13 protein-coding genes and 1 pseudogene are annotated in these 13,531 nt (G+C 72.7%); 12 read left to right on the plus strand and 2 right to left on the minus strand.

Going from position 1 to position 13,531, the window contains the following annotated elements; genetic code table 11:
* Positions 1-45 precede the first annotated feature (45 nt).
* Positions 46-252: pseudogene (locus ACZ4Z3_RS02035) on the minus strand (DNA-binding protein); the annotation flags it as partial.
* A 376-nt stretch (positions 253-628) separates the two neighbouring features.
* Between ACZ4Z3_RS02035 and ACZ4Z3_RS02040 the strand changes: the two are divergent.
* The 5 genes from ACZ4Z3_RS02040 (at position 629) to rbsD (ending at position 6,539) form a co-directional block, all read left to right on the plus strand.
* Positions 629-1,648, plus strand: a complete 1,020-nt coding sequence (locus ACZ4Z3_RS02040) for a LacI family DNA-binding transcriptional regulator (protein WP_468499216.1) — start codon at positions 629-631, stop codon at positions 1,646-1,648.
* Positions 1,645-3,189, plus strand: a complete 1,545-nt coding sequence (locus ACZ4Z3_RS02045) for a sugar ABC transporter ATP-binding protein (RefSeq protein ID WP_468499217.1) — start codon at positions 1,645-1,647, stop codon at positions 3,187-3,189. The genes ACZ4Z3_RS02040 and ACZ4Z3_RS02045 overlap by 4 nt, the downstream gene beginning before the upstream one ends.
* The gene (locus ACZ4Z3_RS02050; RefSeq protein ID WP_468499218.1) at positions 3,179-5,131 is read left to right on the plus strand and encodes an ABC transporter permease/substrate-binding protein; all 1,953 of its coding nucleotides are present in this window, start codon (positions 3,179-3,181) and stop codon (positions 5,129-5,131) included. The genes ACZ4Z3_RS02045 and ACZ4Z3_RS02050 overlap by 11 nt, the downstream gene beginning before the upstream one ends.
* Positions 5,132-5,238: 107 nt before the next feature.
* On the plus strand, positions 5,239-6,153 hold the full coding sequence (locus ACZ4Z3_RS02055; protein WP_468499219.1) for a ribokinase: 915 nt from the start codon (positions 5,239-5,241) through the stop codon (positions 6,151-6,153).
* Positions 6,150-6,539 carry a D-ribose pyranase gene (gene rbsD, locus ACZ4Z3_RS02060; protein WP_468499220.1) on the plus strand — a complete coding sequence of 130 codons (390 nt, stop codon included), beginning with the start codon at positions 6,150-6,152 and terminating at the stop codon, positions 6,537-6,539. Before ACZ4Z3_RS02055 ends, rbsD begins: the two co-directional genes overlap by 4 nt.
* Positions 6,540-6,778: 239 nt before the next feature.
* On the opposite strand, the gene ACZ4Z3_RS02065 is transcribed toward rbsD, so the two are convergent.
* Positions 6,779-7,378 carry a TetR/AcrR family transcriptional regulator gene (locus ACZ4Z3_RS02065; protein ID WP_468499221.1) on the minus strand — a complete coding sequence of 200 codons (600 nt, stop codon included), beginning with the start codon at positions 7,376-7,378 and terminating at the stop codon, positions 6,779-6,781.
* A 165-nt stretch (positions 7,379-7,543) separates the two neighbouring features.
* Between ACZ4Z3_RS02065 and ACZ4Z3_RS02070 the strand changes: the two genes are divergently transcribed.
* From ACZ4Z3_RS02070 to ACZ4Z3_RS02100, 7 genes are all read left to right on the plus strand, one after another.
* On the plus strand, positions 7,544-8,575 hold the full coding sequence (locus ACZ4Z3_RS02070) for a medium chain dehydrogenase/reductase family protein (protein ID WP_468499222.1): 1,032 nt from the start codon (positions 7,544-7,546) through the stop codon (positions 8,573-8,575).
* 169 nt (positions 8,576-8,744) lie between these two features.
* Positions 8,745-9,380: an SRPBCC family protein gene (locus ACZ4Z3_RS02075; RefSeq protein WP_468499223.1), complete on the plus strand. Its 636-nt coding sequence runs from the start codon at positions 8,745-8,747 to the stop codon at positions 9,378-9,380.
* Between the two features lie 137 nt (positions 9,381-9,517).
* The gene (locus tag ACZ4Z3_RS02080) at positions 9,518-9,850 is read left to right on the plus strand and encodes a hypothetical protein (protein WP_048821142.1); all 333 of its coding nucleotides are present in this window, start codon (positions 9,518-9,520) and stop codon (positions 9,848-9,850) included.
* A gap of 71 nt (positions 9,851-9,921) precedes the next feature.
* Positions 9,922-10,233 (plus strand): pore-forming ESAT-6 family protein, encoded by a 312-nt coding sequence (locus ACZ4Z3_RS02085; protein ID WP_055521555.1) that lies wholly within the window; start codon positions 9,922-9,924, stop codon positions 10,231-10,233.
* Between the two features lie 121 nt (positions 10,234-10,354).
* Complete coding sequence (locus tag ACZ4Z3_RS02090) at positions 10,355-10,672, plus strand: hypothetical protein (RefSeq protein WP_468499224.1); 318 nt, start codon at positions 10,355-10,357, stop codon at positions 10,670-10,672.
* 16 nt (positions 10,673-10,688) lie between these two features.
* A complete protein-coding gene (eccD, locus tag ACZ4Z3_RS02095; protein WP_468499522.1) occupies positions 10,689-12,071 on the plus strand; it encodes a type VII secretion integral membrane protein EccD in 1,383 nt (460 codons plus the stop codon).
* 489 nt (positions 12,072-12,560) lie between these two features.
* On the plus strand, positions 12,561-13,499 hold the full coding sequence (locus tag ACZ4Z3_RS02100; RefSeq protein ID WP_468499225.1) for a type VII secretion protein: 939 nt from the start codon (positions 12,561-12,563) through the stop codon (positions 13,497-13,499).
* The last annotated feature ends 32 nt before the right edge of the window (positions 13,500-13,531 follow it).

Consider the following 13,531-nt stretch of genomic DNA (forward strand, 5'->3'; position numbering starts at 1 on the left):
TTTGGCCTGCGACGAGAGCGTGGCAACTCAATTCCGTCAGTGGTGTCAGATCACAGGGGCGGGCGAGGCCTGCGCGGCGGCGACGATGGCGTCCAGGGCGTACTTGTGGCCACGGAGTCCGGCAGCGGCAAGCAGCTTGCCGGTATGGCGGACGATCGCCTCGGTGGGCGGGACGGTGTTCACGCGGGAGGCCGCGTAGCCGAAGCGGGCCTGGTTGGTTCTGGGGGCACGGGCTTCGACCAGGGTGACGGAGCCGGGCCGGCCGTGTCACCGCGCAGGAGCGCCCTTCGGGCCTCCACCGCCGCCTGGTCCACCAGCCCGTGTTGGGTCTCCGCGTCCTCGATGAGTTCGCGCAGCCGGTCCCGTTCGCGTTGGCGTTGGCCTTGGACGAGGGCTTTGATGTGCGCGGGCGTGGCAGCCGTGGGCCACGTTAGGGCCCTGCTGTTCGGGGGAGGCTCCAGAGCCCGCAGCTCCGAGCTTGGCGCCTTGCGCTTCGCGACGCCGGTCACGCCCCTCGGTCACGATTCAATTTCGGCCACCCTCACCCCCTTGTTTCCGTCCGTGTAATCGATTCCAATCCTCCGTACACGAAGTCGTGTAATCGATTCCACGAGGAGGTGGAGCGGCGATGGCGAGCATCAAGGATGTCGCTGCCGAGGCGGGGGTCTCCGTCGCCACGGTGTCGCGGGTCCTGAACGACCATCCGTCGGTCAGTGCCGACGCCCGCGCGCGGGTGCTGGCCGCCGTCGAGGCGCTGGGCTACCGCCGGAACGCTGTCGCCCGCTCCCTGCGCACCGACCAGACCCACACCCTCGGCCTGGTCATCAGCGACGTGATGAACCCGTATTTCACGGAGCTGGCCCGCTCCGTGGAGGAGGAGGCCCGCGCGCTCGGGTACAGCGTGATCATCGGGAACGCCGACGAGCGGCCGGACCTCCAGGACCACCATGTGCGGAACCTGCTCGACCGGCGCATCGACGGCCTGCTCGTCTCCCCCACCGACGGCGGCTCCCCGCTGATGCTGGACGCGGTGCGGGCGGGCACGCCGATGGTGTTCGTGGACCGGTGGATCCCGGGCGTGGACGTGCCGGTGGTCCGGGCCGACGGGCAGGCCGCCGTGCGGGATCTCGTGGCGCATCTGCACGGGCTCGGGCACCGGCGGCTGGCCATCATCGCGGGCCCGGCGGCGACCACGACCGGCCAGGAGCGTGTGGCGGCCTTCCGTGAGGCGCTGCACGCGTACGGGCTCGACCTTCCCGAGGACTACACAGGGCAGGGCGACTTCCAGGCCGAGAGCGGGCGCCGGGTCACCGAGGGCTTCCTCGATCTGGCCACTCCGCCCGAGGTCGTGTTCGCGGCCGACAACCTGATGGCGCTCGGCGCGCTGGACGCGGTACGCGCGCGGGGGATGCGCGTTCCGGACGACATCGCGCTGGCCGCCTTCGACGACATCCCCTGGTTCGTGCACACCGATCCGCCGATCACGGCGATCGCCCAGCCCACGGGCGAGCTGGGGCGCGCCGCCGTGCGCGCGCTGGTCGACCGCATCGAGGGGCGGCCCCCGCAGTCCGTCACCCTCCCCGCCCGCCTCGTCGTACGCCGCTCGTGCGGCGAGAACCCCAACCCTGTGCGAAGGAGCACGTCGTGAGCGACGCGGACGAGTTGCTGCGCATCGAAGGCATACGGAAGTCCTTCCCCGGTGTGGTCGCGCTGGACGGCGTCGACTTCGATCTGCGCCGGGGCGAGGTGCACGTACTGCTCGGTGAGAACGGTGCCGGCAAGAGCACGCTCATCAAGATGCTCTCCGGTGCCTACACGCCCGACGCCGGGCGGATCCTGGCTGGCGGCGAGGAGGTGCGCATCCAGGGCGCGCAGGACTCCGAGCGCCTCGGGATCGCGACGATCTACCAGGAGTTCAACCTCGTTCCCGATCTGACGGTCGCCGAGAACATCTTCCTGGGGCGGCAGCCGCGCCGCTTCGGGATGATCGACCGCAAGCGGATGGAGGCGGACGCCGCCGTCCTGCTGGAGCGGGTCGGCGTGGACGTGTCGCCCCGCGCGCGGGTCCGTGAACTCGGTATCGCGCGGCTCCAGATGATCGAGATCGCGAAGGCGCTCAGCCTGGACGCGCGCGTGCTGATCATGGACGAGCCGACGGCCGTGCTGACGACCGAGGAGGTCGAGAAGCTCTTCGCGATCGTGCGCAGGCTGCGTGACGACGGGGTCGGGATCGTCTTCATCACCCACCATCTGGAGGAGATCGCCGCGCTGGGCGACCGGGTGACGGTGATCCGGGACGGGAGGAGTGTCGGGCAGGTTCCGGCGTCCACGCCCGAGGAGGAGCTCGTACGGCTCATGGTGGGCCGGTCCATCGAGCAGCAGTACCCGCGTCGGCGGCCGGACTCCGGGGAGGCGCTGCTGGCCGTCGAGGGGCTCACGCGGGACGGCGTGTTCCACGACGTGAGCTTCGAGGTGCGGGCCGGTGAGGTCGTCGGTGTCGCCGGGCTCGTCGGGGCCGGCCGTACGGAGGTCGTGCGGGCCGTGTTCGGCGCCGACCCGTACGACAAGGGGGCCGTCAAGGTCTCCGGCACCCCGGTCCCCCGGCACGACGTCAACGCGGCGATGACCGCGGGCGTCGGTCTCGTCCCCGAGGACCGCAAGGGCCAGGGGCTGGTGCTGGACGCCTCGGTGGAGGAGAACCTCGGGCTGGTCACCCTGCGGGGCGCGACCAGGGGCGGGTTCGTCGACCTCAAGGGGCAGCGGGCGAAGGCGGCGCGGGTCGCCGAGCAGCTGGGCGTGCGGATGGCCGGGCTGGGCCAGGCGGTGCGGACGCTGTCCGGCGGCAACCAGCAGAAGGTCGTCATCGGCAAGTGGCTGCTCGCGGACACCAAGGTGCTGATCCTCGACGAGCCGACGCGCGGTATCGACGTCGGCGCGAAGGTCGAGATCTACGAGCTGATCAACGAGCTGACGGCCGCCGGCGCCGCCGTCCTGATGATCTCCAGCGATCTGCCCGAGGTGCTCGGCATGAGCGACCGGGTGATCGTCATGGCCCAGGGGCGGATCGCGGGCGAACTGCCCGCCGCCGAGGCCACCCAGGACGCGGTGATGGCGCTCGCCGTGTCCACCCCGAACACCCCCACCCCGCACACGACCACGACCGGAACGGAGGCCACCGGTGGCCGCTGACACGCTCAAGAGCACGACGGGCGCGAGTGGCGCCTCGGGCCTGCGCAGAATCCTGCTCGACAACGGCGCGCTGAGCGCCCTCATCGTCCTCGTCGTCGCGATGTCGGTCCTGTCCGGCGATTTCCTGACGGCCGACAACCTGCTGAACATCGGCGTCCAGGCCGCCGTCACCGCCATCCTCGCCTTCGGTGTGACCTTCGTGATCGTCTCGGCGGGCATCGACCTGTCGGTCGGTTCGGTGGCGGCCCTGTCGGCGACCGTGCTGGCGTGGAGCGCCACGTCGGAGGGCGTGCCGGTCCCGATAGCCGTCCTCCTCGCGATCGTCACCGGCATCGCGTGCGGTCTCGTCAACGGCTTCCTCGTCTCGTACGGGAAGCTGCCCCCGTTCATCGCGACGCTCGCGATGCTCTCGGTGGGGCGCGGTCTGTCGCTGGTGATCTCGCAGGGCAGCCCGATCGCGTTCCCGGAGTCGGTGTCGCACCTCGGTGACAACCTCGGCGGCTGGCTGCCGGTACCCGTCCTGGTGATGGTCGTCATGGGTCTGATCACGGCCGTGGTCCTGGGTCGTACGTACATCGGGCGGGCCATGTACGCGATCGGCGGCAACGAGGAGGCGGCCCGGCTGTCCGGCCTGCGGGTGAAGCGGCAGAAGCTCGTGATCTACGCCCTGTCCGGGCTGTTCGCCGCGGCGGCGGGCATCGTGCTGGCCTCCCGGCTGTCGTCCGCGCAGCCGCAGGCCGCGCAGGGCTACGAGCTGGACGCGATCGCGGCGGTCGTCATCGGCGGTGCCTCCCTGGCGGGCGGCACGGGCAAGGCGTCGGGGACGCTGATCGGCGCGCTGATCCTGGCGGTGCTGCGCAACGGCCTGAACCTGCTGTCGGTGTCGGCGTTCTGGCAGCAGGTCGTCATCGGTGTCGTGATCGCGCTGGCGGTGCTCCTCGACACCGTGCGCCGCAAGGCCGGGGCGACCCCGGTCCCGGCGGGGGCCGGGGGCTCCGGGGACCGGAAGAAGCAGGCGGTGACGTACCTCCTCGCGGCGGTGGTCGCGGCGGCGGTCGTGAGCGCGACGTCCTTCCTGCACAGCGGTTCGTCGGCGGCCAAGAGCCAGAAGATCGGGCTGTCGCTGTCCACGCTCAACAACCCCTTCTTCGTGCAGATCCGCGCCGGCGCGCAGGACGAGGCGAAGAAGCTGGGCGTCGACCTGTCCGTGACGGACGCGCAGAACGACGCCTCGCAGCAGGCCAACCAGCTGCAGAACTTCACCAGCGAAGGTCTCGGCACGATCATCGTGAACCCGGTGGACTCCGACGCGGTGACCCCGGCGGCGAAGGCCGTGAACAAGGCGGACATCCCGCTGGTGGCCGTCGACCGGGCGGTCAACGGCGCGAACACGGCCGCCCTCGTCGCCTCCGACAACGTCAGCGGCGGGAAGCTGGCCGCGAAGGCGCTCGCGGAGAAGCTGGGTGGCAAGGGCGAGATCGTCATCCTCCAGGGCCAGGCGGGCACCTCCGCCAGCCGGGAGCGCGGCGCGGGCTTCGCGGAGGGTCTGAAGGCGTACCCGGGCATCAAGGTCCTGGCCAAGCAGCCCGCCGACTGGGACCGCACCAAGGGGCTGGACGTGATGACGAACCTCCTCCAGGCCAACCCCGACATGGACGGTGTCTTCGCGGAGAACGACGAGATGGCGCTCGGCGCGATCAAGGCTCTCGGCGTCAAGGCCGGGAAGTCCGTCCAGGTCATCGGCTTCGACGGCACCGCCGACGGTCTGAAGGCCGTCGAGGGCGGCACGCTGTACGCGTCGGTCGCGCAGCAGCCCGCGGAACTCGGCAGGATCGCGGTGCGCAACGCGGTGAAGGCGGCCGAGGGCGAGAAGGTGAAGAAGGCGGTGATGGTGCCGGTGAAGGTGGTCACGGCGCAGAACGTGGCCGGGTTCGGCGGCTGACACGACGCGGTGGCCGGACGGGGGGACCCGTCCGGCCGCCTCGGCATTTCCGCCCTCCGGCGCGACCGGCCGGCGGGCGGCTCCAACCCAGCACAGGGAGATGCTTCATGTACGACTACGACCTCCTGGTCGTGGGATCGGCCAACGCCGACCTGGTGATCGGTGTCGAGCGGCGGCCGGGGGCCGGTGAGACGGTGCTCGGCTCCGACCTGGCCGTGCACCCGGGCGGCAAGGGCGCCAACCAGGCGGTGGCGGCGGCCCGGCTCGGCGCCCGTACGGCGCTGCTGGCCCGGGTCGGCGACGACGGCAACGGCCGGCTGCTGCTGGACTCGCTCCGCGAGGCGGGCGTCGACACGGCGGGGGTGCTGGTCGGCGGGGCGCCCACCGGGGTCGCCCTGATCACCGTGGACCCGTCGGGCGACAACAGCATCGTCGTGTCGCCCGGCGCGAACGGGCGGCTGACCCCCGACGACGTCCGGACCGCGGACCCGCTGCTGCGGCGTTCCCGGGTGGTGTCGGCGCAGCTGGAGATCCCGCTGGAGACGGTGGTGGAGGTCGTACGGCGGCTGCCGGAGGGCACCCGGTTCGTGCTGAACCCGTCGCCGCCGCGGGAGCTGCCCGGGGAGGTGCTGGCGGCCTGCGATCCGCTGATCGTCAACGAGCACGAGGCACGGGTCATCGCCGGGGGCGAGCTGACGGGGTCGCCGGAGGACTGGGCGCGGGCGCTGCTGGCGATCGGGCCGCGCTCGGTGGTGGTGACGCTGGGCGCGGAGGGCGCGCTGATCGCGACCGCCGAGGGGACCGCCCGGGTGGCGGCCGTGAAGGTTGAGGCGGTGGACACCACGGGGGCCGGGGACGCGTTCACGGCGGCACTGGCGTGGAAGCTCGGCGCGGGCGAGGAGCCGGCGGAGGCCGCGGCGTACGCGGCGCGGGTCGGGGCGGCCGCCGTCACCAGGGCCGGGGCGCAGGTGTCGTTCCCCACGGCCGACGAGGTGGCCGCGCTCGGGGGTGAGGGCCGGTGAGGCGGGGCGGGATACTCAACCGCCATCTGGCCGGGGCGCTCGCCGAGTTGGGGCACGGGCACGGGGTGCTGGTGTGCGACGCGGGGATGCCGGTGCCTCGGGGGCCGCGGGTGGTGGACCTGGCGTTCCGGGCGGGGGTGCCGTCGTTCGCCGAGGTGCTGGACGGACTGCTCGACGAACTCGTGGTCGAGGGCGCGACCGCCGCGCACGAGGTCCGGGACGCCAACCCGGAGGCGGCGGCGCTGCTGGCGGACCGCTTCGCCGCGCTGGAGCTGGTCCCCCACGAGCGGCTGAAGGAACTGTCGGCACAGGCGCGGCTGGTCGTCCGCACCGGGGAGGCGCGGCCGTACGCGAACGTGCTGCTGCGCTGCGGGGTGTTCTTCTGAGCGGGGCGCTCCGCTGAGGGGAGGGTTCCTGTTGAGCGGGTGTCCGCCGAGAGGCCGACATCCGCCGACATATTTCGAGGGGCCCGGTCGTCGACCGGGCCCCTCGGCTTTCCCCTCCCCGTCAGAACCCCCGCGATCCCCCCAGATCCCCCTCCAGAAGTTCCGACGCCCAGTACGACCGGCCAGGTGGGGAAAGGGTTGCACGGTCTCTTGAAAGTTTTTTGGTATGCCAATGGGCCCTAGGCGCGGAGCAGGGCGTCCACCTCGCCCGCGTAGAGCTGGGCCGGGTCGAGGTCCATGCCGGTGAAGTGGCCCGCGAGTTCCAGGGACAGCACGCCGTGCAGCCGGGTCCAGAAGGCCATGGCCCGGCGGAAGGGCGCGGGGCCGTCCGAGGGCAGCGCGGCGCACGCCTCCAGCAGGGTCGCCATGATCTCGGACGCGATCGTGGTGATGTCGTCGGGCGCGTGGTAGCCGGGGACGGGGGTGCCGTAGATCAGGAAGTACCGCTGGGGGTCGTCCAGGGCCCAGGCGCGCAGGGTGCGGGCCAGGGCGGCCAGGTGGGCGCCGGGGGCGTCGGCCGGGGGCTCGGGGGCGGTGGTGGCCTGGAAGGTGTCGGCGAGGCTGCGGTACGCGTCCCGGATGAGTTCGGTGATCAGTTCGTCGCGGCCGGCGAAGTACCGGTAGAGCGCGGGTCCGCTCATCCCCATCTGCTTCGCGATCGCGTTGAGGGAGAGCGCCGAGGCGCCCGCCGCGGCGATCTGCTCCCGGGCGCGCTCCTTGATCTCGGCCCGCACCTGGGTGCGGTAGCGCTCACGCGGGGTGGTGCCCGTGTCGGCCATGGGTGCGGCCCTTCCGTTCGAAGCCCCGGGCGCCTCACCTGCGGAGCGGGGCTACATGCTGAAGATTTAGTTAGAGGCTATCACTGAACCCATTGACACCCCGTCGGCCGTCGCGTTAGAACTTCTAACGAACGAGAGAAGAACTAGCGAAAGGTGGAGGTCGTCATGAACGCCGAAGGACTCGTCGAGGTCGTCCTGCCGGGCAAGGTCGAGCCGGAGGGGCTGCGGATCCGGACCGGGGCCGTACCGGCCGCGGGGCCCGGGCAGGTGCTGATCCGGATGGAGGCGACGGGGGTCTCCTTCGCCGAGCAGCAGATGCGGCGCGGGCGGTACTACGACCAGCCGCCCTTCCCCTTCGTGCCCGGCTACGACCTGGTCGGCACGGTGCAGTCGACCGGCGAGGGCGTCGACCCGGCCCTGGCCGGGACCCGGGTGGCCGTGCTGCTCAAGGTCGGCGGCTGGGCCAGCCATGTGCTCGTCGACGCGGCGGACGTGGTGCCGGTGCCCGAGGGGATCGGCGCGGCGGAGGCGGAGACCCTGGTGGTCAACGGCGTCACCGCCTGGCGGATGCTGCACCGCACGGCGCGGGTGCGGGCGGGCCAGACCGTCGTGGTGCTCGGCGCGAACGGCGGGGTCGGCTCGGTCCTGGTACAGCTGGCGCGGGCCGCGGGCGCGAAGGTGATCGGCACGGCGTCCGCCCGCCACCACGACGCCCTGCGGGACGAGGGTGTCGTCCCCGTCGACTACCGCGCCGGGGACGTCGCCGCGCGGATCCGCGCACTGGCCCCCGGCGGAGTGGACGCGGTCTTCGACCACGTCGGCGGCACGGGCATCGTCGACTCCTGGCGGCTCCTCGCGCCCGGCGGCACGCTCGTGTCGTACGGCAGCGCCGCCACGCGGGACGACGAGGGGTCCGGGCAGTGGCCGGTGCTCCGCCTGCTCGGCCGGGTGTGGCTGTGGAACGCCCTGCCCAACGGCCGCCGGGCGTACTTCTTCAACCTCTGGGCCGGGCGCGCCCTGGCCAAGGACCGGTTCCGGGCCCGACTGCGGGCCGACCTCACCCAGGTCTTCGAGGCGTACCTCCGCGGGGACGTCACCGCCCGGATCGCCGCCCGGCTGCCCCTCGCCGACACCGCCGAGGCCCTGCGTCTGGCCGAGTCGGGCACGGTCGCCGGGAAGGTCGTGCTGGTGCCGTAGCGGGGGGTGCGTGTGCCCGAAGCGGCAGGCGCAATCACCCGCGCCTCGAACCGCACATCGGCCCGCGCGACGACCCGCACATCGCCCCTCGCATCGGGCCGCACATCGGGCCGGGCGACGACCCGCGAAGCAACGCGATCCGTACACCACAGGACACGAAGGGAACACCATGTTCAGCAGCCGCACCGCCGCGCTCACCGTCCCGCTCGCCCTCGCCCTCGGCCTCGCCCTCGCCGGCGCCCTCGGGGCCGGCGTCGCGCCCGCCCAGGCCGCGCCTGTCTCGGAGGCCACCCACCACCCGTCCGGCTGCCGGGGCGAGGGCGTCGATCCCGGTGCCCGCATCCACTACCGGTCCGACATCACGATCGACGCGCCGCTGAGCACCGTCTGGAAGCTCCAGACCGATGTGGCGCGCTGGCCGTCCTGGCAGCCGCCCGTCCTCACCGCCCGGCGCCTCGACCACGGACCGCTGCGCAAGGGGTCGCGCTTCCGCTGGACAACTCCGGCACCCGCCACACCCACGACGCCGGCGACCACTCTGGACATCACCTCCACCGTCCGGCAGGCGCAACGGGGCACCTGCGTCCTGTGGAGCGGGCCCGCGGTCGGCCAGGGGCTGCGGATCGACGAGGGCGTCCATCTGTGGACGTTCGAGAAGGTCCGGGGCGGTGTCCGTGTGCACACCGAGGAGACGTGGACCGGCGCCCAGGTCGAGGCGGACGTGCCCACTGCGACCGCGGCGCTCGGCGCGGGTCTCGAAGCGTGGCTGCGCGACCTCAAGGCCACCGCAGAGGGCCGTGAGTGAACGCGGTCGCGCCACAAGCCTGTTCGAGTTATGTCCCGATCATGTCACTTCGACGCCAAGTGCGTTGCGGGTGCAACGGGTTGTGGGGGAGCATGGGCGGGACGTAGGTGACCCAGACACACGGGGGTGGACACGACGTGAAGTTCGACATGGGGTCGACGACTCTGGCGGACCTCGGCAAGAGCACGCTCGGATCGAGCGACGACCTGGGAACGCTGATCCAGTTGCTGATCAGCGCGGCGGAACCGCTGGAGGGCAAGTTCAACGGCGCGGGCAAGCTGGCGTTCGACTCGTTCAAGAACCGCGCGGACGAGATCACCGCCGACCTGAACAGCTCGCTCGCCGCGATCCTGGGCGGCCAGTCGGGCATGGACAACGCCTTCGGCACCGGTGACGTGGAGTCCCAGGACAACGCCAACCAGAACATGGGTCTCGCGAACTTCGACGCGGCCCGCTTCGGGGCGCGTTAGCCGACGGCCACCGGCCACGGCCCGTTCATCGACAGTCCGAGAGTCACGAGAGCCACAGGGGGAGATTCACCATGGGTCAGAACCAGGACCGCCGTTCGTACGACACCGGTGCCTCGGGTGAGGTGCAGACCTCGCTCGGCACGATCGTGGGCCAGCTGGAGCGTGTGCTCAGCGACCGCGACGCCGCGGTGAAGGCCGCGATGACCGACTTCCAGGCCGACGGTGTCTCCGACGACTACCACGGCAAGGAAGAGCGCTGGAAGAAGGCCGCGGGCGAGGTCCGCGAGATCATCCGCCTGGTGCGCACCACGCTGGAGCAGAACGACGGCACCGCCCAGTCCACGCTGGCGAAGGCCCGCGCGGCGGTGGACCAGATCGGCTGACGGACCGGCGTCCGGCGTCCGGCGTCTGCCAGCGGTGTCCGGCATCGGCTTCCGCCCGTCGGGCGTCGGGCGTCGGCTTTCGGGCGTGTGACCAGTGAGCAGTGAATGAGGGAAGGCAGCCGTGGCGGCGCAGGATTACGACAGCCAGTTGCTGGAGTCGGTGTCGGTGCGCCGTCGACGGCTGCGCGACGCCCTGTTGTTCGGGGCGCAACGGCAGCGGCGCTCGGTGGACGAGCGGGTCGGGAAGGTCTTCGCCGGGATCGTCATCGCGGCGGTGTTGTGCGCGGGATGTGTGGGGTGGTCGTTCGTGTCGAACCGCATCATCGGCAAGAGCCCGTACGGGAGTTCGGTACAGCCGTCCGTGACGCCCTCGACGACGCCCTCGGCGAGTCCGTCGGGGGCCTCCTCCGCGGCTCCGACCAGCACTTCTACCCGGTGATAGGTTCGAACGCGTGATGTCTACGGGGGCCCTGAGCCAGGAGATGACCGACGGTCGTACGGCACTCAGCCGGGTCACGCTGGTCGGTGAGCGGCGGCGCGTGGATCTCGTGCTGCCGTCGCGGGAACCGGTCGGGCTGCTGCTGCCCGAGGTGATGCGGCTGCTCGACGACCGGGTCGGCGGACAGCCGGAGTTGCGGCATCTCGTCACCGCGGACGGCAGCGCGCTCGCCCACGACAGCACCCTGGAGTCGGCCGGGGTGCCGGACGGCGCCGTACTGCGTCTGGTGCGCGCCGAGGACGCACCGTCGGCGCCCGTCGTGCACGACGTCACGGACGAGGCCGCCGAGGACCTCGACTCCCGTGCCCGGCGCTGGAGTCCGGCCGCACGGCGGGTCACCGCCGGGCTCGCCACGGTCGGCTGGGCCCTGGCCGCCGGGTGGCTGGCGCGCGCCGAGTACGCGGCCGGGACCGTCGCGGGCGCGCTGCTCGCCGTCGCCCTGGTCGCCGCGCTCGCGGGCGCGCTGCTGGGGCGGCTGAGGAGGTACGGGCTCGCCACGACGCTCCTGGTGACCGCCGGGGCGCTGGCGCTGCTCGGCGCCTCCACGCTGGCCGACGCGCAGGACTGGTCCGGCACCGCGCGGGTCGCGGCGCTGGCCGGGGCGGGGATCGTCACCCTCGCCCTGCTCGGCCTGTTCAGCCCGCTCGGGCGGGGCGGGCTGGTCGGGGCCGGGGCGCTGGCCGGGACCGCGGTGTGCTGGCTGGGCGTCGCCGCGTTCGTGTCGGTGCGGTCGCCTGCGGCCGAACAGGCCCGGGTGGGCGCCGTGCTCGCCGTCGTCTCCGTGATCGTGCTGGGGCTGCTGCCCCGGCTCGCGCTGATGGCGTCCGGTCTCTCCGGGCTCGACGACCGGCGCTCCGCGGGGACCTCCGTGAGCCGCTACCAGGTGGCGGCCGCCCTCAGCGCCACCCACCGGGGACTGGTGCTCGCGACGGTGACGATGGCCGTCTCAGCCACCGCCGCCGGGGTGTTCGCGCTGCGCGCGCCCACCAAGTGGACCGTACTGCTGGCCGTCGTCACCATGGTCGTCCTCGCGCTGCGCGCCCGGGCGTTCCCACTGGTCGCCGAGGTCGTGGTGCTGCTGGGCGCGGCGGCGGTGCTCGCGGTGCGGCTGATCTCGGTCTGGGTGGAGCGATCCGGCGACGCGGCCGGTCCGCTCGCCGTGCTCGTGCTGCTGGCCGTCCTGCCGCTGCTGGTGCTCGCCGTGCAGCCCGCCGAACATGTCCGGGTCCGGCTTCGCCGCCTCGGCGACACACTGGAGTCCATCGGCGTCATCACCCTGTTCCCGCTGCTCATCGGGGTGTTCGGCGTGTACGGGCGACTGCTCGACACCTTCGCTTAGGAGCTGGGGGCGCACATGGCGCAGGCAGGGGACTGGCAGCGGGACGTGCTGCGCGAGCTGGGGCAGGACGGTGCGGGGGCGCGGGCGGGTGCGGGTGCCGCGTCCGGTTCGGAGCCTTCCGAGACCGGTACGGCGGCGGGTGCGAACGGTGTGACTGGTGTGCCTTCCGGCGCCGCGCGGCGGGCCGAGCCGACGCTGCGGCTGGTGCGCTCGGTTCCGTCCGAGGCGGTCGAGCGGTCCGAGCCGGCCGATCCGGCCGAGGCGGCCGAGGCCGCGGCGCTGGGGTCGGGGCCGGGGCACCGGATGCCCGTGGGCCCAGTGCCCGTGAACCCCGTAACCGCTCAGCCGGTTCAGCAGCCCGTGCATCCCGTACAGCCCGCACAACCCGTTGAGCCGACGCCTGTCGTGCAGCCGCCGGTTCAGCCCCAGCCTCGACAGCCCGCCCCCCGCTCCACTCCCCCGGCCGCCCCCGCGCCGCGTGGTTCGCGGGTGCCGCAGTCTCCCGTGCACACCCCGGAGTCGGTGCCGACGATCGATCCCCGGCTGGCCCACGCGCTGGGGCGGCCGCAGCACGGGGACTCCGTGGCCCGGCGTACGGGGCGTTCGATCAAGAAGCTGACGGCGTCCGCCGCGCAGGACGTGGCGGAGGAGACGCGGATCGCGCGGGAGTTGCAGCAGCCGGTGACGACGGGACGGGTGATCGCCGTGACGTCGATCCGGGGCGGCGTCGGCAAGTCGACCGTGGCCGCGCTGCTCGGGCGGACGTTCAACCACTACCGCCACGACCCGGTGCTCACCCTGGAGGCGGACGCCGCGCTCGGCACGCTGCCGGTGCGGATGGGCGCCGACTCGGTGCGCTGGGCGGCGGCCGACCTCGCGCGGATCCTCAACCCGGCGATGCAGCTCACTGATGTCACCGGCTACCTGGTGCCCGTGTCGGACGGCGGCTGGCTGCTGCCCGCCAGCCAGGGCCGCGTGGGCGCTCCGCTGGACATCCGGACGTACCGCACGGTGACCCTCGCGCTGCGGCGCTACTTCGCGGTGACCGTGGTGGACTGCGAGACGCTGCCGGGCGAGGTGGCCCGTACGGCGATGGACACGGCGCACGCGCGCGTGGTCGTCGCCCCGATGACCGCCGAGGGCGTCAACGGCACCCGGCAGGTCCTGGACTGGCTGGGCCAGTTGCCGCACTCCGCGCTGGCCTCGACGGTCGTGGCGCTCACCGCGAACTCGCCCGACGTCACCCTGGACCGGAAGACGGCGGTCGCGCACCTGAAGGAGTCCGGCGTCCACGTCGTCACCGTCCCCTACGACCGGCACCTCGCCCAGGGCGGCCCGATCCGCACCGCCCTGCTGGGCCAGGCCACGCGGGACGCGGCCGTGACGCTGGCGGCGGAGGCGATGACCCGGGCGGTGAGGATGCGATGAGCGACCGGCACAGCTCCGCGACAAGCGGCCGG

This window comes from Streptomyces sp. NPDC030296, assembly GCF_055572815.1.

What these genes read in the sequence shown, in the direction of transcription:
- ACZ4Z3_RS02040 (WP_468499216.1), top strand. Translation starts at nt 629, where the DNA reads ATGGCGAGCATCAAGGATGTCGCTGCCGAGGCGGGGGTCTCCGTCGCC.
- ACZ4Z3_RS02055 (WP_468499219.1), top strand. Translation starts at nt 5,239, where the DNA reads ATGTACGACTACGACCTCCTGGTCGTGGGATCGGCCAACGCCGACCTG.
- ACZ4Z3_RS02070 (WP_468499222.1), top strand. Translation starts at nt 7,544, where the DNA reads ATGAACGCCGAAGGACTCGTCGAGGTCGTCCTGCCGGGCAAGGTCGAG.
- ACZ4Z3_RS02075 (WP_468499223.1), top strand. Translation starts at nt 8,745, where the DNA reads ATGTTCAGCAGCCGCACCGCCGCGCTCACCGTCCCGCTCGCCCTCGCC.
- ACZ4Z3_RS02065 (WP_468499221.1), bottom strand. Translation starts at nt 7,378, where the DNA reads ATGGCCGACACGGGCACCACCCCGCGTGAGCGCTACCGCACCCAGGTG.
- eccD (WP_468499522.1), top strand. Translation starts at nt 10,689, where the DNA reads ATGTCTACGGGGGCCCTGAGCCAGGAGATGACCGACGGTCGTACGGCA.
- ACZ4Z3_RS02085 (WP_055521555.1), top strand. Translation starts at nt 9,922, where the DNA reads ATGGGTCAGAACCAGGACCGCCGTTCGTACGACACCGGTGCCTCGGGT.